Below are 19,303 nucleotides of genomic sequence, written 5' to 3' on the forward strand. Positions count from 1 at the left end.
AAAGGCGAACTTGTATTTTTCATGTGAGGTGAATCACAGTTTATAGTTTATTTCCCATGTTATAGTGAAACGAACTAAATGAGACTGATTATCAATGTCAAAAAAAATTCTTTTATCCTTTGAAGGGAGCGTCCAAAAAATGTCAAGCTGCCCAAACTGTCTGCTCGGGTTAAAACCGGGCAAATCCGCAGCCATCTCCCGATTCGGCAATATCGATCCGATTCTCAAACGCCGCCTTTCCGACTTGGGCATCGCCGAAGGATCCCGAATCACCGTCAAGCGCTATTGCCTTTGGGGCGGTCCCGTTTTGCTTGAATGCGATGGCCAGCTGCTCGGGATCCGTCAAAAGGAAGCGGCGCAGATCGAGGTGGCCGTGTCATGAGAGTAGCGGCACTGATCGGCAATCCGAACACCGGTAAAACCTCGCTGTTCAACACGCTAACCAGCTCCTATGAATATGTGGGCAATTGGTCCGGAGTAACGGTCGAAAAGAAAGTCGGGGTTCTTAAGGATAAAAGCGGCACGCTCATCGACCTCCCCGGTATTTACTCCTTACATCCCCTTTCGCGAGATGAAGGCGTTGCCGCCGAATATTTGGCTACGGACCCTCCCTCCCTGCTTATCAACATCGTTGATGCTTCCCAGTTGGAAAGAAACCTGTACCTGACATTACAGCTTCTCGAGTACGGAAAACCTGTCGTTATCGGATTGAACATGATCGATGTAGCCAAGGATCGGGGCGTGGCCATTGATACGGAGCGTTTGTCCGCTTCACTGCGAACCAAAATCGTTCCCCTGATCGCACGAACGGGTGTAGGATGCAAGGATCTGCTCATCCGCATGAAGGAATACGGTCAGGACATGGACGAGAACGCGCCTGAATTCCGGATCGATTACGGAAATATTGTCGAAACGGCGATACAGCATATTTCCCGGGAATTAGCGGACATCGAAGCCGTGAACTCCCTGTCTTCCCGTTGGGTCGCTCTGCAAATGCTGGAGGACAATCCCGCCGTCATGAGCATTCTACGGTTGAATGAAGGCGTGCTGTCCCGTGTACTTGCCATCCGGTCTGCCGCTGCACGAAAGCTTGCCGCTTCCGAAGCTGTCGAACCGTTGCAGGAACATATTCGCGCCGTTCGAATCCGAATGATCAAAGGGATCTGCGAATCGGCCGTTGACCAATCCAACCTTAGGCCCCATACCTTGACGGAAAAAATAGACATGTTCGCCTCACATCCGGTGTGGGGAGTTCCTATTTTTCTTGTCTTCATGTTTTTTACTTTCAAGCTCACTTTCGATTGGCTCGGCAACCCGTTGTCCGACCTGCTTGATTCTTTCATTTCCGGAGCTTTGAGCACATGGGTTGAACGAGGGCTTGCCGCGGTCGGCGCTTCGGAGTTCACTTATGCGCTGATCATAGACGGAATCATCGGCGGTGTCGGCGGGGTCCTTGTGTTCATCCCGCAAATTTTCATTATGTTCCTGATTATTTCATTTATCGAGGATTCGGGTTACATGGCCCGCATCACCGTCATGATGGATAAAATGATGGAACTGGCGGGCTTGAACGGTAAAGCACTGATTCCGTTCATTATCGGATTCGGATGCAATGTTCCGGCGGTTATGGCCTCCAGAAGCATTGAGCAGCAAAAGGAAAGAACGTTGACGATGCTGCTTGTCCCGTTGATGTCCTGTTCCGCCCGGTTGCCCGTATACGCGCTCTTTGCCGGCATTTTTTTCGCCAAATCGCAAGCGATTGTCGTTTTATCGCTTTATGTCCTGGGCATTGTGCTTGCCTTGCTCCTGGCAAAGCTATTTTCCTTGTTCATGTTCAAGGACACCAAATCCTTCTTTATGGTCGAGCTTCCGCCATACCGGATGCCGCAAACCGTCACGTTGTTCCGAAGCACATGGGAAAAAGGCAAAGGCTTTCTCCGCAAGGCGGGAACCTTTATCCTCGGCGGCTCCGTCATGATCTGGCTGCTTACGTACTTTGGCCCCGGCGGTATCGCCGTCGATATGGACAACAGCTATCTTGCTTCCCTTGGCGGCCTCTTCGCAAAATTGCTGGAACCGGTCGGTTTCGGGACTTGGCAGTCCGGAGCCGCGCTGATCACCGGATTTATGGCCAAGGAAGTTGTCGTGTCTACCATGAATATCATTTATCATGTCCCGGATATGGCCGGTTTGCAGGGGCAAATCGCCTCCGCCTTTACCCCGCTGCAGGCGTTCAGCTTTATGGCCTTCGTTCTGCTCTACACCCCTTGTCTCGCTACTGTCGGCGTACTGCGGAAAGAAACGGCCTCTTGGAAATGGACCCTGTTCGCCGTCGGATATTCTTTACTGCTTGCTTATGTGGTTGCTCTGATCATCTATCAGGGGGGCCGATGGCTCGGTTTGGCATAACGAATGCCATATTAAATTCACGCGAAAGGAGTCCGAATCGATGGCTGATATCGTCATTGTATCCGTTGTGTTGATATATGCGGGCTTTGCCCTATACCGAGGTCTCCGCAAAAGCAAAAAAGGAGCCTGCGCTTCCTGCTCTCAACAGAAGTCATGCTCTGCGGGATGCGGCGATTCAACCCTATATCCTCCTAAATCGAATTAGCCGTAGTTACAACCGGAAAAAGCCTCTGCCCGGTGCTTAAGCACTAATTATGCTTATGCAACGGCAGAGGCTTCATTATCTTTGTTTATACTTGGACAAGCGGGAAAGAAATGACGAATTCAGTCCCCGATCCCTTGATGCTGTCGACGAGAATGGTCCCTTTATGATTTTTGACGATACGGTAACTGACCGACAACCCCAATCCGGTACCGTTTTCCTTTGTCGTGAAAAAAGGATCGAACAACCGGCTAAGCAACGTCTTATCCATTCCGTTTCCGTTGTCACGGATCGAGATGCTCACGTTTTTCCCGTCCGGCCTTGCATCGATTTCGATAACTCCGGAATGCTCGCCCCCGACCTCCTCAATGGCATCCATCGCGTTTTTGATCATATTTAAAAGAACCTGCTTGACCTGTTTGACATCAATCGACACATTCATCGCCGGGTCCACGATATTGAGATGGATTTCGCAGCCTTTCATCAACGCTTCACTTTCGGTTAACAGTACAACCTCCTTAAGGAGCGAGCCTATGCCAACGACAGTCTTTTGGGGAGCCGTCGGCTTGGAGGAGTTCAAAAATTCGTAAATAATATCGTTTGCCCGATCAATTTCCGTCAATATGATTCTGGCGTACTCATCTCTTCCCAATTGAATGAGATGCGGGCGTAGCAGTTGGATGAACCCTCTGATCGCCGTTAACGGGTTGCGGATTTCATGGGCGATCGCAGCGGAGATTTTCCCCAGCATGGCCAGCTTGTCATTTTGATACGCAGTCTGTTCAATTTGCTTAAACTCGGAAACATCTTTGATGCTGAACAGATAGTCCCCGTCCATCTGGTCACCGTATGTAATGGTAGTAAGCCAGTACCTTCCGTATTCATCGACCAGCTCATGATTTTTTTTGCGGAAAAGAATCGTTTCCCGGTAAAGGCGCAATATTTTCTTCTTTTTAAAACGGCTTAAATGAGGATGGCGCAGCAGTTGAAGCAAATTGCAGCCGATTAAGGAATGCCGCGGAATTTCGAGCAATCTGGCCATCTGCACATTAATAAAGGTGAGGACACCGTCACTATCAAACAGCATGATGCCGCTGTCAAGGTGTTGGAGTACATTTTCGTACTTGTTCTTCACTAGCTGGGTCGAATTATACGCCTTTACAGATTGGAGCAACGTTTCCTGGAATTCGCTCAACAAGCCGGTTCCCCCTCTTTCTCCGATTGATTTCAGCCCTTGACGACAACTAACGATCACGATGCGGATTGCATCCGCCGGTTAGTATGAAAGTTATCCTCCACCTTGTGTCCTATTCCAATAGCCTGTCTCAATCATAGTAAACACTTCCAAAAACCGTCAATCAGAGATACTGTCGAAAATACGGGAAATCCCCCATAAAGAAGAATTTCAACCAAAAACAGGCGGCCTCCCCGCAAGGAAGCCGCCCCGAAATTTGCCTATTTTTTTTGCAATAATTTTGCCCTGCGCCTGCTCATGACGGCGAGCCGTTTTTTCAGCTCGGATTCCCATTTGACGTCATTCATTTGCTTGGCGACCGTCAATAAATCCAACGACAGGTCAATTTGACTTTGCACTATATCAAGCGGGTCTTCATCTTCATGATTGACGCAGTTGCCGAAGATGGATTCGTCGTTTTCCGTAACGAAATCCTGAAAGTCGATCTCGGAGAGCCCGTCGCCATGTGCATATTCCGCCAATACCTCATATTCGTTCTCCACTTTATAGTGGACCTCGACCCGGTGGCATACCGGGCAAAACAGCAAAGGAACGTTATGAACCTGGGTACGATAATGTTTCAACGTTCCTTTCGTTCCCAGCATACTTGCGCCGCAGCAAAAGCTCATTCCCCGTCACCCCTTCCCGTTCGCGCTCTAAAATAAACCCCGAACGCACAAAAGTACGATTGCATATAACTATTCGAGATGCGTCTTGCAAATTCCTCTGTTTCGCCCGCTAAATTAAGGATGAACCTGAATTGATTTTAACATACGCCGATCGATCCATATAGAGTATAAACCGGGGGGCAAAAAGCCCCCTGCTAGCGGCATACGCCAACAGGGGGCCGTGAATCACGGTTTCAGGATGGATCAGGCATTTTTCATCGCTGCGACAATGAGGTCACCCATCGCCTTCGTGCCGATCGCTTTGCTCTTGTCTACGGCGATATCGCCCGTACGATGACCCGCATCCAGCACTTCCGCGACCGCGCGTTCGATCGAATCCGCCGCGTCTCCGTAGCCGAAGGTCATCCGGAACATCAATGCGACCGAAAGAATCGTGGCGATCGGATTGGCCAGATTTTGGCCCGCGATATCCGGAGCCGAGCCGTGGACGGGCTCGTACAAACCGAAGCTGCCTTCGCCCAGCGATGCCGAGGATAGCATCCCGATCGAACCCGTCAGCATCGCCGCTTCATCGCTCAAAATATCACCGAACATATTTTCCGTGACGATAACGTCAAAGCTTGCCGGACGGCGCAAAAGCTGCATTGCGCAGTTGTCCACCAAAACGTGCTCCAGCTCGACATCCGGATACTCAGGAGCTACCCGGTTAACGACTTCGCGCCATAGACGGGACGTCTCCAGTACGTTAGCTTTGTCGACGGAAGCCAGCTTCTTGCGGCGCTTTTGAGCGACTTCGAAAGCTTGGCGGACGATCCGCTCGACTTCGCTAACATTGTAAGCGCAAGTATCCACGGCTTCCTGGCCTTGTTCCGTATCGCGGCGGAATTTTTCACCGAAATAGATGCCGCCGGTCAGCTCGCGAACGACGATGAGGTCTGTACCTTCAAGCACTTCCGGCTTCAGCGTCGAAGCGTCCTTCAGACAATCGAACACGACCGCGGGACGAAGGTTGGAAAACAGTCCGAGCGCTTTGCGAATGCCGAGCAATCCCGTTTCCGGACGCAATTCTTTGGGATTGTTGTCCCATTTCGGTCCGCCGACCGCACCCAAAAGAACCGCATCCGCCTTTTTGCAGATTTCCAGCGTTTCTTCCGGCAATGGGGTCCCTTTCTCGTCAATCGCAATGCCTCCGAACAGGGCATGCTCGGTTTCGAATTTATAGCCGAACAATTCTTCCGTACGTTTGATTACTTTTTCAGCTTCCGCAACAACCTCCGGTCCAATCCCGTCGCCGGCGATTACCGCGATCTTCTTCACTTCTGCCATCATGACAACTCCCTTTCTCCAGGTACTCACTCGTATAGATTCTATCTTCATTTTCGCACACGGGTTGGAATTTAACAAAGATATAGAATCTATTAGATTAATAGGTTTTGACTATAGGCTAAAAAAAACAATGCGGCACGCAGATGCGGGCCGCATTGGATCAGGTCGTTAAACAAGCCATTTTCTTTAGTTCCGCAACGCCTTAAAGCATCAGCTTACTCGTAGCCGCGGAGCCACTGGCTTCACTTTCTTTGACTTATCTACGAAACGATTACTTCTTGATCCAGTGCATCAAGCCGCGAAGCTCTTTGCCGACAACTTCGATCGGATGATTCGCTTCGTTACGGCGAGTCGCTGTCAAGAATGCACGGTTCGATTGATTTTCCAGGATGAAGTCGCGTGCGAATTTACCTTGTTGGATATCGGAAAGCACTTCCTTCATCGCTTTCTTCGTTTCTTCCGTTACGACGCGAGGGCCGGTAACATAATCGCCGTATTCAGCCGTATTGGAGATGGAATCGCGCATTGTTGCCAAACCACCTTCATAGATCAGGTCGACGATCAGTTTCAATTCGTGCAAGCACTCGAAGTAAGCCATTTCAGGAGCATAACCCGCTTCGGTGAGCGTTTCGAATCCGGCTTTGATCAGGGCGCTTACGCCACCGCACAATACCGCTTGTTCACCGAACAAATCGGTTTCCGTTTCTTCGCGGAACGAAGTTTCGATAACCCCTGCACGAGTACAGCCGATGCCTTTTGCATAGGCAAGCCCGATTTCTTTCGCTTTGCCCGTTGCGTCCTGATGGATCGCGATGAGACCAGGAACCCCGAAGCCTTCAACATAAGTGCGGCGAACCATGTGACCCGGCGATTTTGGAGCGACGAGCAATACGTCATTGTCCGGAGACGGCACGATTTGGCCGAAATGTACGTTGAAGCCGTGAGCGAACAACAAAGCTGCGCCTTTTTTCAGGTTTGGTGCGATTTCGCTGTTGTACACCGAAGCTTGCGTTTCATCCGGCATCAAAATTTGAACGACGTCAGCGCGTTTTGTAGCTTCAGCCACGGACAATACTTCAAATCCGTCCTCTTTCGCCTTGTTGAAGGATTTGCCTTCGCGAAGACCGATCACGACTTGAAGTCCGCTCTCGCGCAAGTTTTGTGCATGGGCATGGCCCTGGCTGCCGTAACCGATGATTGCGATTGTTTTCCCTTTCAGTACGCTAAGTTCTGCATCTTGTTCGTAGTACAAAGTAACTGCCATTTTTAAAGCCCTCCCATAGTGTGCGGGTTATGCGAATCGCATGTCCCAATATTTTAATAAAATTGTACCTCCGCCTGTTTGACGGGTGAATCAAAGGACCAAACGCAGCTTCGCCCGATCCTTCCATTCCCCCGCCAACCTGCGCAAGGATGCCAATCAGTTCAAGCTAGGATCTGTTAATCAGGCATTGCCCCGAATCATTGCGGTAACCCCTGTCCGGGACAACTCGCGGATTCCGTAAGGATGTAAAAGTTCGATCATGGCATCGATTTTTTCCGTGTCCCCGACAACCTGTACGATCATGCTGTTTGTGCCGATATCGACAACCGCAGCGCGGAAGGTTTCCACGACGCCCATGATTTCCGGACGTTCCGAAGGCTCGGACTTGACCTTGATCAAGGCCAGTTCCCGGCCGACCATCGGCTTGGAGCTGAGGTTCACGACTTTGATAACGTCGATCAGCTTGTAGAGCTGTTTCTCAATCTGCTCAAGCGTCTTATCGTCCCCCTGGGTTACGATGACCATCCGGGACAATCCCTCTTCCTCCGACTGCCCTACCGTAATGCTCTCAATGTTGAAGCCGCGCCGGCCGAACAGGCCGGACACGCGCTGCAGGACACCGGGTTGGTCGTTGACTAGTACAGCAATCGTATGACTCATCATTATTCATCGTCCCCCATCAACATTTGATCAATGGTGGAACCTTGCGGAACCATCGGATACACGTTCTCGCCTTTTTCTACCACAAATTCCACCAATACCGGTCCCGGCGTATCCAAAGCTTCCTGCCAAACCTGCTTGGCTTCATCCTTGTTCGTCGCACGCAGACCTTTTACTCCGTATGCTTCGGCAAGCTTCACAAAATCAGGGCTACCGGCCAAGTCGATATGGCTGTAACGGTTCTCATAGATCAGTTCCTGCCATTGGCGAACCATGCCGAGTACCTGGTTATTGATAACCACGATTTTGACCGGGATTTTGTTAATGGCGCAAATGGCAAGCTCCTGCGCGCACATTTGCATCCCGCCGTCACCGTTGATCGAAATAACCAGCCGGTCCGGATGCGCCATTTGAGCGCCGATGGCGGACGGGAATCCGAAGCCCATCGTTCCGAGCCCCCCGGAGGTGATCCAGGAACGCGGTTGGTTGAACTTATAATATTGGGCCGCCCACATTTGATGCTGTCCGACGTCCGTCGTCACGATCGCTTCGCCATGAGTGGTATCGTTCAGCAACTCGATGACCCATTGCGGCTTAAGCACGGTATCTGAATCTTTATACTTATAAGGATTTTCCTGCTTGGATTTAGCGACGTCGGCTCTCCATGCATCGGCTTTGTCCGCGCGTCCGACGAGCGGGTTAAGCATCTCAAGCACGGTTTTGACGTCTCCGACGATCGGGATCTCGGTCTTCACGTTTTTGCCGATTTCCGCAGGGTCGATATCGATATGGGCAATTTTCGCCTTCGGAGCGAAACCGTCCAGTCGGCCGGTTACCCGGTCATCGAATCTGGCGCCGATGCTGATCAGAAGATCCGCTTGCTGGATGGATTGGTTCGCCGTATATGTTCCGTGCATCCCCGGCATCCCCATCCAAAGCTCATGGCCGCTTGGGAACGCTCCAAGTCCGAGCAATGTTGTCGTAATCGGAATTTGGGTCCGTTCCACGAACTCGAGCAGCGCTTCATGTCCGTCGGAATATACGACCCCTCCGCCCGCAAGAATTACTGGACGCTCCGCTTCTTTGATCGCATTCGCCAGTTTATCCAGCTGCAAGCGATTCGGGATCACCGTCGGATGGTAACCGCGTACGTTGATGGTTTGTACCGGTTCGAACAGCGTTTTGTTCGCCGAAACATCCTTTGGAATATCGATCAGCACCGGACCTTTACGCCCTGTATTGGCGATATGGAAAGCTTCGTGGATAATCCGCGGCAAGTCCTCCACATTTCTGACCAAATAACTGTGCTTCGTAATCGGCATCGTAATGCCCGTAATGTCCGCTTCCTGAAATGCATCCGTTCCGATCAGGCTGGACACGACATTCCCGGTAATGACGACAAGGGGAACCGAATCCATATAGGCGGTTGCGATCCCCGTCACGGTATTGGTTGCTCCCGGACCGGAAGTGGCGATGCATACGCCAACTTTGCCGCTTGCGCGGGCGTAACCGTCGGCGGCATGAATCGCTCCCTGCTCATGCCTTGTCAGTACGTGGTGGAAGTCGGTAAAACCGTACAACGCGTCATAAATATACAACACAGCGCCCCCCGGGTAACCGAAGACGCATTCGACACCTTCCAAAAGCAAACTGCGAAGCAAAATTTCCGAACCGGAAATGACTTCCGGTTTCATCCATTTTTCACGTAATTGTTCTGTAGACCGCACTGCTGGAATTTGCGCGCTCATCAGTCATCCTCCTTCCAAAACTCGGTTCATGGTTTGTAATTTCAAAGTGCCATTCCAACAAAAAAACCTTCCGTCCGCCGGAACAGTTTCCTATTCCGAGGGACGAAAGGTTTACGCTTCCGTGGTACCACCCATGTTCACCCGACGCTTCGCAGTGTCAGGCCTTGACGAGTACAAACTTGTCGCTTCTACTCGTGGTCTCTAACGCAGACCAGACGATTTTCCCTAATAGGCCCTATGCAAGCATACCTAGGATCAGCTTGCGGCTTTTCAGGAAAACAGCTCCGAGGTGAGCTCGCATTTAAGGGATAACGGCGGATGGTCTCAGCAAATCCATCCACTCTCTGAGCAAAGAGCCCCTAAACCTTCGTCCTCTTCATCGCCGATACATATAATCGATAAAATGTTTAGAAACATTATATGATTAGTTTCCATCCAGAGTCAATACCCTTTTAGAACATATTGAAATTGAACCCTATAAACGCATGGAACGCTTTAACGCCTATGTATCATATGATGAAGGATAACGCCCGCTTTTATTCATAGTGAGCCGATGTTTTCGGTGCTCACCGCAAGGAGGAAAAAAGCGAAATGATACGATACAGAAGGCCCAAACAAGACGATCCTGTCATTAACCATCTTATTCTGACGGAGCTTGTCCCACATTCCCATATGCCCCAGCATGAGCTAAAAACGGTCATCGGCGATATTCCGAAGAGGCTGGCACATGGAGTCACGCTAGTCGTTTCTCCAAATTATGAAGCCGATCCCGTCGCATTCATCCATTTCATGATCCACGGGGAGCTCCTCTATATCGATATGATGGCCGTTGCCCCCGCGCATCAGCGAAACCGCCACGGCAAAACCATGGTCGCCCAGGCGGAAAACTTCGCCGGCTCGCGCGGGTGCACGCGGGCCAAAGTATTGGTGGACCGGGACAATAAACGCGCCCACATGTTCTATCGAAGTCTCGGCTACCGTACAGTCCGTTTCATACAGCTTTCCCAGTGTTACGAGCTGGAGAAAAAGCTGTTTCCCCGGTGCTAGCGGTTACCAAATATACGGATTTCCGTATGGAGTTCCATACGGGTATCCGTAGCCGGGGCCGTACCCATATCCTCCGTATCCTCCATATCCTCCGTATCCGTACGGACTTGCGCCGATCGCCAACAGATCGAACAATACGAGCGGAATAATCGCTTTGGTCCGTACTTTTTTTCCAGGATGAGGCCGTACGTATAAACGGTTGCCGCTGATCTTCACCAATTTTCCGGATACGACTCCGCCGTCCTTTTTATATGCCACAATCGGTTTGCCAATCAGTTTTTCCGCTTCTTTTTTCGTTACATTTCTGGCCATGGTAATCCTCCTCCCATATTGAGATCAAGATCACCATATTCATGTCGAACCGCCCCTGCTTGCACCATCGTCTTGAATCCCGAAAAAGGGGCGGGAATGGAGGCTTCGGACCAGTCCGTTTCTACGAAAAAAGGCTGTCGCCTTAAGCAGATTCGCCTGCTTTTGGGACAGCCCCTTCTTGATTTTTGCGGATTTACCTCTTTGACGGATCGTATGGAGCACCTAGTGCCGAAGGAGCGGAAGACCGCCCTACCGCGCTGACCAACACGATAATCGTCAATACATACGGAATCATGAAAATGAATTCCTGCGGAATGCTTCGCGACCATTCAAACAATTGAACATAGTTGCGGATCGCTTGGGAAAAGCCGAAGAACATGGCCGCACCGAACGCGCCGACCGGGTTCCATTTCCCGAAAATCATCGCTGCGATGGCAATGAAGCCCTGACCCGAAATCGTATTATGGGCAAACGTACTGGTCGTCGTCAGCGTAATCGTCGCACCGCCGATGCCGGCAAGCGCGCCGCTGATCATCACGCCGATGTAACGCATTCGCGAAACGTTCACGCCAAGCGTATCGGCAGCCCCCGGGTACTCGCCGACGGAACGCAGGCGAAGGCCGAACGGCGTTTTGAACAGCACATAGTAAGCGACTCCCACGAGAATGAGCGCCAGATACGTCGTCGGATAAGAGTTAAAGAACCCTTCGCCGATGATCGGAATATCGCGCAGGAACGGAATTTCTACTTTATGGAAAACCTTGATCAAAGGCGTTTCCGCAGATCCGTTAAACAGCATTTTGACGATATACACGGTAAGTCCCGCCGCCAAAAAGTTGATGACGATCCCGCTGATCGTTTGATCGGCTTTGAACGTAATGGATGCGACGGCATGGATCAGCGAGCCGAGTATGCCGACGACGATCGCGGCAATCACGCCGACCCAAGGAGCGGCTGCTCCAAGCCCGGCTTCCTGGGCATAATACGTTCCCACCCCGGCCGCGAACGCGCCGAAGATCATCAAACCTTCCAGACCGATATTAACCACGCCGGACCGTTCCGAGAATATACCGCCGAGTGCCGTGAAAATCAGCGCGGTGGAAAACACAAGGGTTGAGTTGAGCAGTTGGCCAAGCAGCGTAAGAACGTCCATTTTACAACACCTTCTCTTTCTTGCGCTTGAGGTAGAAAGGCTTCAGCACAAAGCGAACGATGCCCTGCGCGGCAATGAAGAAAATGATCGAGCCGATAATGATCTTGATCAATTCCGGCGGAACTCCCGCAACGAAGCTCATTCCAGCCGAGCCATACGTGAGTACGCCGTACAGAATCGAAGCCAGCACAACGCCTAACGGATGGTTCATACCGAGCAGCGCAACGGCGATCCCGTCAAACCCGTAGCCCGGAGATGCGGCGAATACCGACTGATAATGGAACACCCCGAGCACTTCGAAGGTTCCTGCCAGACCCGCAAACACGCCGCTGATAAACATCGCTTTCACGACGTTTCGGCTGACGCTCATCCCGGCATATTCCGCCGCATTCGCGTTAAAACCTACCGCGCGCATTTCATACCCCTGCTTCGTTTTCCACAAATAAATATAGAAAAACAATGCCGCCAAAAGAGCGATTACCGTTCCCCAGTGTACGCGGGCATTATTGAACACATCGGACAAAAACGTCATTGCCGCGGATGCCCCGATATCTTCGGACCGGTTCTGTCCCTTCAGAAGGAAGAAGTGCCGAATTACGTAGTTGGACAAATAAAGCGCCGTCCAGTTCAACATTATGGTCGTAATGACCTCGTTAATTCCGCGTTTCGCTTTCAGATAACCGGCAATCCCCGCCCAGAGCCCTCCGGCAATACCGCCGGCTATGACGGCGAGCGGAACGACGATGGCAGAGGAAACGCCGGACATGGACAAGGATACCGATGTTGCCGTCGTCATCCCGATCAGCACCTGTCCGTCCGCCCCGATATTGAACATCCCCGAGCGGAAGGCGAAGGCCACGGCAAGACCGGTAAAAATAAGCGGAGTGATCTGCCGGATCGTCTCCCCGAAGTCGTACGGGTTGCCTACAACCCGCTTGATGAGGGCGCCGTACGCTTCAAACGGATTGTAACCGCCAAGAAGCATAACGACAGCTCCGACCAGAAGTCCGAGTAGGATGGCCACAAGAGGCACAATCAGGCTGTCCAGCGTGAAGATTTTGCGTATTTTATTCATCCCGCTTTCCTCCTTGCTCCGTGAATCCGGCCATCATCAAACCGAGTTCCTGATCGTTCGTGTTTTCCGGCAGCACTTCGCCGACGATTCTTCCTTCGTAAATGACGGCGATTCTGTCGGATACGTTCATGATTTCATCCAGCTCAAACGATATCAAAAGTACCGCCTTGCCCTGGTCGCGCTGTTCGATCAATTGCCTGTGCACGAATTCGATCGCACCCACGTCAAGCCCCCGGGTCGGCTGGGCGGCGATGAGCAGATCGGGGTTCTTATCTATTTCCCGAGCAATAATCGCCTTCTGTTGATTCCCCCCGGACAAGGAGCGGGCAAGGGTTTCGATACTCGGTGTCCGAACGTCGAAATCCTTCACCAGCTTCTCCGCATGTTCGTCCACTTTGCGCCGGTCCAGAAAGCCTCCTTTGCTGTAAGGGGACTTGTAATAGGTTTCGAGAACCATATTCTCGCTGATGGAAAAGTCCAAAACCAGACCGTGCTTATGACGGTCTTCGGGAATATGGGACAATCCGCTCTCGATAATTTTACGGGCCGGGAGATTGGACACTTCTTTCCCAGAAAGCTTGATCGATCCCGAGTTGATTTTGCGCAGTCCGGTAATCGCTTCGATCAGTTCCGTTTGGCCGTTGCCGTCTACGCCGGCAATCCCTACGATTTCTCCGGCTTTCACTTCTAGATCAAGCCCGTTCAGAACCGAGACTCCGTTCTTGTTGTTCATTTTGACCTGATTCAGCTGCAGAACAGGCTGCCCGATCGCGGGTGACTTTTTGTCGATTTTGAAAGTAACGCCGCGGCCAACCATCTTTTCCGCGAGTTCTTTCGGATTCGTGTTGTTCGTATCGACCGTATCGATTACTTTGCCTCGCCGGATGATCGTGACCCGGTCGGAAATCTCCATAATTTCCTTCAGCTTGTGAGTGATCAGGATGATCGATTTCCCTTCCTCCACCAGCCTCCGCATAATCCCCATCAATTCGGAAATTTCCTGAGGGGTCAATACGGCTGTGGGTTCATCAAATATAAGAATATCCGCGCCGCGGAACAACGTTTTCATGATCTCCACGCGCTGCTGCATTCCGACCGAAATATCCTGGATTTTCGAGTTCGGATTGACGTGAAGACCGTACTGCTCCGACAATTTCGCCACTTCTGCGGACGCCGATTTATAGTCGATGTTCAGTCCTTTTCTAGGCTCCATGCCAAGAATAATATTCTCGGTCACCGTAAAAGGCTGGACCAGCTTAAAGTGCTGATGCACCATGCCGATCCCCAATTTTATCGCCTTGTTCGGATTATCGATCGTGACCGGCTCGCCGTTGATCTCAATCGTACCTTCATCGGGCTGGTACAATCCGAACAGAATGTTCATTAATGTCGATTTGCCCGCCCCGTTTTCGCCAAGGAGCGCATGAATTTCTCCTTTACGCAAGGTCAGGCTGATAGAATCGTTGGCAACGATGCCGGGAAAACGTTTCGTGATTTGCTTCAACTCGACTACTGGAGCCGCGGTGCTCATGAAATCACCCTCACCATTTTGGGATATACGCAAACAACAAGGCCAGTTTATACTACACTGGCCCTGCTTGTCTATTGCCTTATTTTGCTTACCGGCCGATTGCAAACCGCCGGACTATTCATTCATTACTCCGTTGGAACCGTGATTTCGCCGTTGATGATTTTTTGCTTGTACTCTTCAACTTTGTCGAGTACTTCTTGGCTCAAGTTAGGCGTTTTTTCCGGAAGGCCTACGCCATCATCCTTCAACGTCAGGTTCGTGGTTTGACCGCCTTTGAACGTGCCGTCGATCACTTGTTGCGTTACGTTCTTCACGGCTACGTCTACGCGTTTAATCATCGAAGTCAACGTTACTTCATCGCCGAATTCAAGCGATTGGTCCTTGTCTACCCCGATAACCCACAGTTTCGTCGCGCCGCCCGCGTTGTTGCGTGCGGTAGCTTCGTTAAATACCCCGTTACCCGTTTGGCCTGCAGCCGGGAAAATAATGTCCACACCGCTGTCGTACAATTGGCTTGCAAGCGATTTACCGATATCCGGCTTGTCGTATGCACCTGCATAAGTAGGCGTCACTTTCGCATCAGGGTTAACCGCAGTAACACCTGCGATGAAACCTGCTTCAAAGCGTTTGATAACCGGGCTTTCCGCACCGCCGATAAAACCGACCTTGTTTGTTTTCGTGGTCAGACCGGCAACTACGCCCACGAGGAACGCGCCTTCGTTTTCCGCGAATGTTACGGATTCTACGTTAGGAGCATCCACCACGTTGTCGATAATCGCAAGCTTGGCATCCTTGTTGGCATCAGCCACTTGTTTCAACGCATCGCCCAAGTCGAAACCGATCGCCCAAGTCAGATCATACCCGCCTTGAACAAACTGGTTCAAGTTTGGAATGTAATCGGAGCTGCTGCCGCTTTGCAAATATTTGTGTTGAATCCCTTGTTCCTTATTCAACGCTTCAAGAGCTTCCCATGCGGACTGGTTAAACGATTTGTCGTTTACGCCGCCGATGTCCGTAACCAGGCCGACTTTGATGTCGGATGCTTTTTTCCCGCCGTCGTTCGTCGCGGTATTTTCTGTCCCGGCATTCGATCCTGCTCCGTTGTTAGCCGCATTGTTTTTGTTGTTACCGCATCCCGCCAAAACCATCATCAGAGCGAGAACCATGACTAACGATAACTTGAAGGTTTTCTTCATTGTTGTGTTATCCCCCTTAAAAATAGTGTGAACATTGTTTTCCCTTCGGACAGACCGATTATACCGTTAAATTGGGGTAAAATCCATACTTTTAATGACCGTTGGTTGAATAAATTTCGTCTTTTCCAAAGGGAAACGCTTACTTCCGGCAATACTTTATTCTATTACCATCCATTTTACCCAAAACGGCATTTCATCACCCAAGGAACTTTCTTTCACACAAAAAAAAACGCCGATACCGAGTAAGGATTAACCGGTATCGACGGTCATTCAAATCAACTTAAGCGTTGATTTTTTCTTTTGCTACAGTAGCCAAAGAATTGAAAGCGTTGATGTCATTGACAGCCAAATCGGCAAGCATTTTGCGGTTAATGTTCACATTAGCCAGCTTCAAGCCATGCATCAATTTGCTGTAGGACAAACCGTTCATGCGGGCAGCCGCATTGATACGGACGATCCACAGTCTGCGGAAATCGCGTTTTTTCGTGCGACGGTCGCGGTATGCGTAAAGCAGGGATTTCATAACCTGCTCGTTAGCGGTTTTGAAAATACGGTGTTTCGAACCAAAATAACCTTTAGCCAGTTTCAATACTTTTTTATGACGACGACGAACTACGAATCCGCCTTTAACTCTTGCCATGATAAAAAACCTCCCAATAAGTTGTGTGAATAATTATTTCAGATTTGCAAGTTGTTGTTTCATACGGCTAACGTCGCCGGAATAAGCCACAGGGCTGTTTGCCAACACACGTTTAGCGCGTTTGGACTTATGGGACAGCAAGTGATTGCGGTTCGCTTTGTAACGTCTTACTTTACCGGATCCGGTAATTTTGAAGCGGTCCTTCAGACTGCTGTGGGTTTTCATTTTAGGCATGGTACTTCCCCCTCATAGTTTGTAAGTTGCTTAGTTTTTAGGTGCTTTTAGGCGCCAGAATCATAATCATACTGCGGCCTTCCAATTTTGGAAGACGTTCCACCGTCGAAATTTCCACGACCTCTTCTTTGACGCGGTCGAGAATTTTCTTACCGATGTCGGCATGGGCAATCTCACGTCCGCGGAAGCGAACCGAGCATTTCACCTTGTCGCCGTCTTTCAAAAATTTGATCACATTGCGAAGCTTCGTCTGGAAGTCGTGTTCCTCGATATTGGAGCGGAACCATACTTCCTTGATGTCCACTATCTTCTGATTCTTACGGGCTTCCTTCTCTTTCTTCTGCTGTTCGTAACGGAATTTGCCGTAGTCCATGATCCGGCATACCGGAGGTTTGGCCGTCGGCGCCACGTTAACCAAGTCCAGATTCAGATCGATTGCCATTTGAAGTGCCTCGCGGGTCGGCTTGATGCCGATCTGCTCGCCGTCAGCGCCTACCAAACGGACTTCCTTCGCCCGTATCTCATCGTTGATCAAATGTTCCTTACTGATAATTCTCCACCTCCAAATGAATTGTCTTTAAGGACAGATTTACAAAATAAAAGGGATGCAGGTGAACGCCCGCATCCCGAAATTGATCATCAACTCTTCATGAATATCCCATTCATAAATCATTGGATCAAAACCAGCCAACTTCATCGTCGGTCAGGTGAGAAGCGAAAGCCTCTGCTTGCAATCCAAACTATTTTCATTGCAACCTCAAACACTTTAACACATTGTGCAAGGCATTGTCAAGCGCTTATGTGAGTAACGAATTAGGTGCGTGGGCAAGTACGTAAAATGTTCCTCCGATCGCTGTTGTTCCCAGTTTTCCTGATAAAATTCATAAGCGGTAGAAATCCGGTCGCAAAGGCGAACGCTAACGCTTCTCCGGAATCATTTTACTCCCTTGCTTGCATCTTATTCATGTGTTCATCTTATATCGTTCTTTTATCAAATAAAAGTTTAATAACCGGCTTTTCAGCACCGAGAAGGTTGGATGAAGCCGGGACTGAGGAGCGGAGCGTAGGAGTAGCCTACGTGAGCACCGGAAGGGCCGGCTGAATTCAAGATTCGACGTCGAGCCAGCCCCTAAGAGAACACATCGTGATCAAAAGCCGTAAATTGAGCTTCCTCTAGCCTTTTTGGACTTCTTCGAGGCGGACGACGCGCGTATGCTGCGTATGACTCCACTGCTTGTTGTTTTGCGTGAAGAACGCATAGAACGTGATCGGCCACCAGGAAATCAGGTAGATCGGGAAAAGAACAAGATAAGCATAGACTTTCTTGGACTTGACCTTTTCAAGAATCATTGCCGCCAAGAAGATAAATACGTTCGCTGCGATCGCGACAAACGATATCCACAGCGGGAACTTGGAGTAAAGCGTATCAAAGTTAGGCCCGCCGAACAGGGATTGGTCCGCCCAAATGAACGCGGTCAGCAGGAATGTCAGAAGCACGATATAAACGTTGGCTCCGTAAAGGGCCATATCCAGCTTGACCATGCTTCTTTCCTTAATGCTCTTCCAGAGCAGCGGGAAGAAATATTTGCGGGCTACCGTAAAATGCCCTTGCATCCAACGAAGGCGTTGACGAGCCGATGCTTTGAACGTAAGCGGCTTTTCGTCAAACAGCTTCGCGTCGTAGTTAAATACGGGTTTAATGCCGCGTTCCACGCAGCGCATCGTGAATTCCAAGTCCTCCACAAGGCTTGTGGCCCCCCAGCCGATTTCCTTCAACAGGTTTGTTTCAAAACACATTCCCGTTCCGCCGAGGAAGTTCGCCATGTTCAAATTATGACGGGACAGCTGCCACAAACGGTTGCAGTACCAGTACGAAATCCCGTAAGCCGCCGTAATCCAGGAATCCTCGGGATTTTTGGTATCGATATATCCTTGAATAACCCGTGCGCCGGAGCATAAATCATTATTCATTTCGAGCAAAAAGTCCGGGTGCGCCAAGTTGTCCGCGTCGAACATGACGACAGCGTCATACTGGCGGGGCATTTTCCACAGCTGTTTCAGCATCCACTCGATGGCATACCCTTTTCCCCGCAAATTCGTATTCGTCCGCACGCAAGCGTTCATGCCGTGGCTGCGAACGATATCGGCCGTACTGTCCGTACAGTTGTCGCAGATGACAAACACGTCATACAATTCTTTCGGATAATTCAAATGCTTCAGGTTTTCCATCAAGGCTCCGACCACTTTTTCCTCGTTGTGCGCGGCAACCAGCACCGCAAAAGATTTGGCTGGAGCAAAACTCTGTTTTTTCTTTTTCTTGTATAGCCCGAACAAAGCAAGACCGAATTGGTATACCCCGATCACCGCAAGTACAAATTGCAGCGAAATTAGTACGGTGCTCATCATGTTCTTTGTACCCCCTTTTAACTCCATAACGTTTTTAATGTTCTTTTTTTTCTAATGCGGAGTTTTTATGACCCTTTTTTTCTTTAGACCCTTTTTTGAAAACTCTTTTGTGAGTTTTTCAATTGCCTTTTCGATTTTCCATGACTTTGTATCATTTGTCAAACCGGTGTAAGTCGATGCGAAGCGTAAAAAACGGCGGCAGTCCCTCCTTAATCGCACAAAAGCACCGCCGCAACC

General features: G+C 50.2%; 19 protein-coding genes. 4 read left to right on the plus strand and 15 right to left on the minus strand.

Translation table 11 applies throughout. From position 1 onward, the window contains the following. The first annotated feature begins 139 nt into the window (after nucleotides 1-139). The 3 genes from ACSFXJ_RS18615 to ACSFXJ_RS18625 are packed head-to-tail and all read left to right on the plus strand — an operon-like array spanning nucleotide 140 to nucleotide 2,614. Nucleotides 140-382 carry a FeoA family protein gene (locus ACSFXJ_RS18615; protein WP_435921907.1) on the plus strand — a complete coding sequence of 81 codons (243 nt, stop codon included), beginning with the start codon at nucleotides 140-142 and terminating at the stop codon, nucleotides 380-382. Then, on the plus strand, nucleotides 379-2,409 hold the full coding sequence (feoB, locus tag ACSFXJ_RS18620; RefSeq protein ID WP_435921908.1) for a ferrous iron transport protein B: 2,031 nt from the start codon (nucleotides 379-381) through the stop codon (nucleotides 2,407-2,409). Before ACSFXJ_RS18615 ends, feoB begins: the two co-directional genes overlap by 4 nt. Before the next feature lie 40 nt (nucleotides 2,410-2,449). Beyond that, nucleotides 2,450-2,614, plus strand: a complete 165-nt coding sequence (locus ACSFXJ_RS18625; RefSeq protein ID WP_435921909.1) for a FeoB-associated Cys-rich membrane protein — start codon at nucleotides 2,450-2,452, stop codon at nucleotides 2,612-2,614. A gap of 85 nt (nucleotides 2,615-2,699) precedes the next feature. Here the strand turns inward: ACSFXJ_RS18625 and ACSFXJ_RS18630 are convergent, their stop codons facing one another. The 6 genes from ACSFXJ_RS18630 to ilvB all read right to left on the minus strand — a co-directional run bounded on the left by ACSFXJ_RS18630 (nucleotide 2,700) and on the right by ilvB (nucleotide 9,472). After that, nucleotides 2,700-3,809, minus strand: a complete 1,110-nt coding sequence (locus tag ACSFXJ_RS18630; protein WP_435921910.1) for an ATP-binding protein — start codon at nucleotides 3,807-3,809, stop codon at nucleotides 2,700-2,702. 257 nt (nucleotides 3,810-4,066) lie between these two features. Beyond that, on the minus strand, nucleotides 4,067-4,474 hold the full coding sequence (locus tag ACSFXJ_RS18635; RefSeq protein WP_435921911.1) for a hypothetical protein: 408 nt from the start codon (nucleotides 4,472-4,474) through the stop codon (nucleotides 4,067-4,069). A 243-nt stretch (nucleotides 4,475-4,717) separates the two neighbouring features. Then, a complete protein-coding gene (gene leuB, locus ACSFXJ_RS18640) occupies nucleotides 4,718-5,800 on the minus strand; it encodes a 3-isopropylmalate dehydrogenase (protein WP_435925805.1) in 1,083 nt (360 codons plus the stop codon). A gap of 271 nt (nucleotides 5,801-6,071) precedes the next feature. After that, nucleotides 6,072-7,064, minus strand: a complete 993-nt coding sequence (ilvC, locus tag ACSFXJ_RS18645; protein ID WP_435921912.1) for a ketol-acid reductoisomerase — start codon at nucleotides 7,062-7,064, stop codon at nucleotides 6,072-6,074. 180 nt (nucleotides 7,065-7,244) lie between these two features. Next, nucleotides 7,245-7,727 carry an acetolactate synthase small subunit gene (ilvN, locus tag ACSFXJ_RS18650; RefSeq protein ID WP_435921913.1) on the minus strand — a complete coding sequence of 161 codons (483 nt, stop codon included), beginning with the start codon at nucleotides 7,725-7,727 and terminating at the stop codon, nucleotides 7,245-7,247. After that, the gene (gene ilvB / locus ACSFXJ_RS18655; RefSeq protein WP_435921914.1) at nucleotides 7,727-9,472 is read right to left on the minus strand and encodes a biosynthetic-type acetolactate synthase large subunit; all 1,746 of its coding nucleotides are present in this window, start codon (nucleotides 9,470-9,472) and stop codon (nucleotides 7,727-7,729) included. Before ilvB ends, ilvN begins: the two co-directional genes overlap by 1 nt. A 591-nt stretch (nucleotides 9,473-10,063) precedes the next feature. On the opposite strand from ilvB, the gene ACSFXJ_RS18660 reads away from it, so the two are divergent. Next, complete coding sequence (locus ACSFXJ_RS18660; RefSeq protein WP_435921915.1) at nucleotides 10,064-10,519, plus strand: GNAT family N-acetyltransferase; 456 nt, start codon at nucleotides 10,064-10,066, stop codon at nucleotides 10,517-10,519. A gap of 3 nt (nucleotides 10,520-10,522) precedes the next feature. On the opposite strand, the gene ACSFXJ_RS18665 is transcribed toward ACSFXJ_RS18660, so the two are convergent. The 9 genes from ACSFXJ_RS18665 to ACSFXJ_RS18705 form a co-directional block, all read right to left on the minus strand. Continuing rightward, the gene (locus ACSFXJ_RS18665) at nucleotides 10,523-10,831 is read right to left on the minus strand and encodes a hypothetical protein (protein WP_435921916.1); all 309 of its coding nucleotides are present in this window, start codon (nucleotides 10,829-10,831) and stop codon (nucleotides 10,523-10,525) included. 193 nt (nucleotides 10,832-11,024) lie between these two features. Continuing rightward, nucleotides 11,025-11,984 (minus strand): ABC transporter permease, encoded by a 960-nt coding sequence (locus ACSFXJ_RS18670; protein WP_435921917.1) that lies wholly within the window; start codon nucleotides 11,982-11,984, stop codon nucleotides 11,025-11,027. Between the two features lies 1 nt (nucleotide 11,985). Continuing rightward, nucleotides 11,986-13,059, minus strand: a complete 1,074-nt coding sequence (locus ACSFXJ_RS18675; RefSeq protein ID WP_435921918.1) for an ABC transporter permease — start codon at nucleotides 13,057-13,059, stop codon at nucleotides 11,986-11,988. Further along, nucleotides 13,052-14,590: an ABC transporter ATP-binding protein gene (locus ACSFXJ_RS18680; RefSeq protein ID WP_435921919.1), complete on the minus strand. Its 1,539-nt coding sequence runs from the start codon at nucleotides 14,588-14,590 to the stop codon at nucleotides 13,052-13,054. The genes ACSFXJ_RS18675 and ACSFXJ_RS18680 overlap by 8 nt, the downstream gene beginning before the upstream one ends. A gap of 125 nt (nucleotides 14,591-14,715) precedes the next feature. After that, the gene (locus tag ACSFXJ_RS18685; protein WP_435921920.1) at nucleotides 14,716-15,786 is read right to left on the minus strand and encodes a BMP family lipoprotein; all 1,071 of its coding nucleotides are present in this window, start codon (nucleotides 15,784-15,786) and stop codon (nucleotides 14,716-14,718) included. Nucleotides 15,787-16,066: 280 nt separating this feature from the next. Continuing rightward, nucleotides 16,067-16,426 (minus strand): 50S ribosomal protein L20, encoded by a 360-nt coding sequence (gene rplT, locus ACSFXJ_RS18690; protein WP_435921921.1) that lies wholly within the window; start codon nucleotides 16,424-16,426, stop codon nucleotides 16,067-16,069. Nucleotides 16,427-16,459: 33 nt separating this feature from the next. Continuing rightward, entirely contained in the window at nucleotides 16,460-16,660 is a 201-nt protein-coding gene (gene rpmI, locus ACSFXJ_RS18695; protein ID WP_435921922.1) for a 50S ribosomal protein L35, read from the minus strand. 37 nt (nucleotides 16,661-16,697) lie between these two features. After that, a complete protein-coding gene (gene infC / locus ACSFXJ_RS18700) occupies nucleotides 16,698-17,195 on the minus strand; it encodes a translation initiation factor IF-3 (RefSeq protein WP_435921923.1) in 498 nt (165 codons plus the stop codon). A gap of 638 nt (nucleotides 17,196-17,833) precedes the next feature. Continuing rightward, nucleotides 17,834-19,066, minus strand: coding sequence for a glycosyltransferase family 2 protein (locus ACSFXJ_RS18705; protein ID WP_435921924.1), 1,233 nt, complete (start codon nucleotides 19,064-19,066; stop codon nucleotides 17,834-17,836). Nucleotides 19,067-19,303 lie beyond the last annotated feature (237 nt).

Origin of the sequence: Paenibacillus salivarius (assembly GCF_051307165.1) — a bacterium.
In the GTDB taxonomy this organism is placed as follows: Bacteria; Bacillota; Bacilli; order Paenibacillales; family Paenibacillaceae; genus Fontibacillus.

Excerpts from the sequence above, each read along its gene's own strand:
- ilvN (WP_435921913.1), bottom strand. The coding sequence starts at position 7,727 with ATGATGAGTCATACGATTGCTGTACTAGTCAACGACCAACCCGGTGTC.
- ACSFXJ_RS18675 (WP_435921918.1), bottom strand. The coding sequence starts at position 13,059 with ATGAATAAAATACGCAAAATCTTCACGCTGGACAGCCTGATTGTGCCT.
- ACSFXJ_RS18665 (WP_435921916.1), bottom strand. The coding sequence starts at position 10,831 with ATGGCCAGAAATGTAACGAAAAAAGAAGCGGAAAAACTGATTGGCAAA.
- ACSFXJ_RS18670 (WP_435921917.1), bottom strand. The coding sequence starts at position 11,984 with ATGGACGTTCTTACGCTGCTTGGCCAACTGCTCAACTCAACCCTTGTG.
- ACSFXJ_RS18635 (WP_435921911.1), bottom strand. The coding sequence starts at position 4,474 with ATGAGCTTTTGCTGCGGCGCAAGTATGCTGGGAACGAAAGGAACGTTG.
- rpmI (WP_435921922.1), bottom strand. The coding sequence starts at position 16,660 with ATGCCTAAAATGAAAACCCACAGCAGTCTGAAGGACCGCTTCAAAATT.
- leuB (WP_435925805.1), bottom strand. The coding sequence starts at position 5,800 with ATGGCAGAAGTGAAGAAGATCGCGGTAATCGCCGGCGACGGGATTGGA.
- ilvB (WP_435921914.1), bottom strand. The coding sequence starts at position 9,472 with ATGAGCGCGCAAATTCCAGCAGTGCGGTCTACAGAACAATTACGTGAA.
- ACSFXJ_RS18615 (WP_435921907.1), top strand. The coding sequence starts at position 140 with ATGTCAAGCTGCCCAAACTGTCTGCTCGGGTTAAAACCGGGCAAATCC.
- ACSFXJ_RS18680 (WP_435921919.1), bottom strand. The coding sequence starts at position 14,590 with ATGAGCACCGCGGCTCCAGTAGTCGAGTTGAAGCAAATCACGAAACGT.
- rplT (WP_435921921.1), bottom strand. The coding sequence starts at position 16,426 with ATGGCAAGAGTTAAAGGCGGATTCGTAGTTCGTCGTCGTCATAAAAAA.
- feoB (WP_435921908.1), top strand. The coding sequence starts at position 379 with ATGAGAGTAGCGGCACTGATCGGCAATCCGAACACCGGTAAAACCTCG.
- ilvC (WP_435921912.1), bottom strand. The coding sequence starts at position 7,064 with ATGGCAGTTACTTTGTACTACGAACAAGATGCAGAACTTAGCGTACTG.
- ACSFXJ_RS18705 (WP_435921924.1), bottom strand. The coding sequence starts at position 19,066 with ATGATGAGCACCGTACTAATTTCGCTGCAATTTGTACTTGCGGTGATC.
- ACSFXJ_RS18625 (WP_435921909.1), top strand. The coding sequence starts at position 2,450 with ATGGCTGATATCGTCATTGTATCCGTTGTGTTGATATATGCGGGCTTT.
- ACSFXJ_RS18660 (WP_435921915.1), top strand. The coding sequence starts at position 10,064 with ATGATACGATACAGAAGGCCCAAACAAGACGATCCTGTCATTAACCAT.
- ACSFXJ_RS18685 (WP_435921920.1), bottom strand. The coding sequence starts at position 15,786 with ATGAAGAAAACCTTCAAGTTATCGTTAGTCATGGTTCTCGCTCTGATG.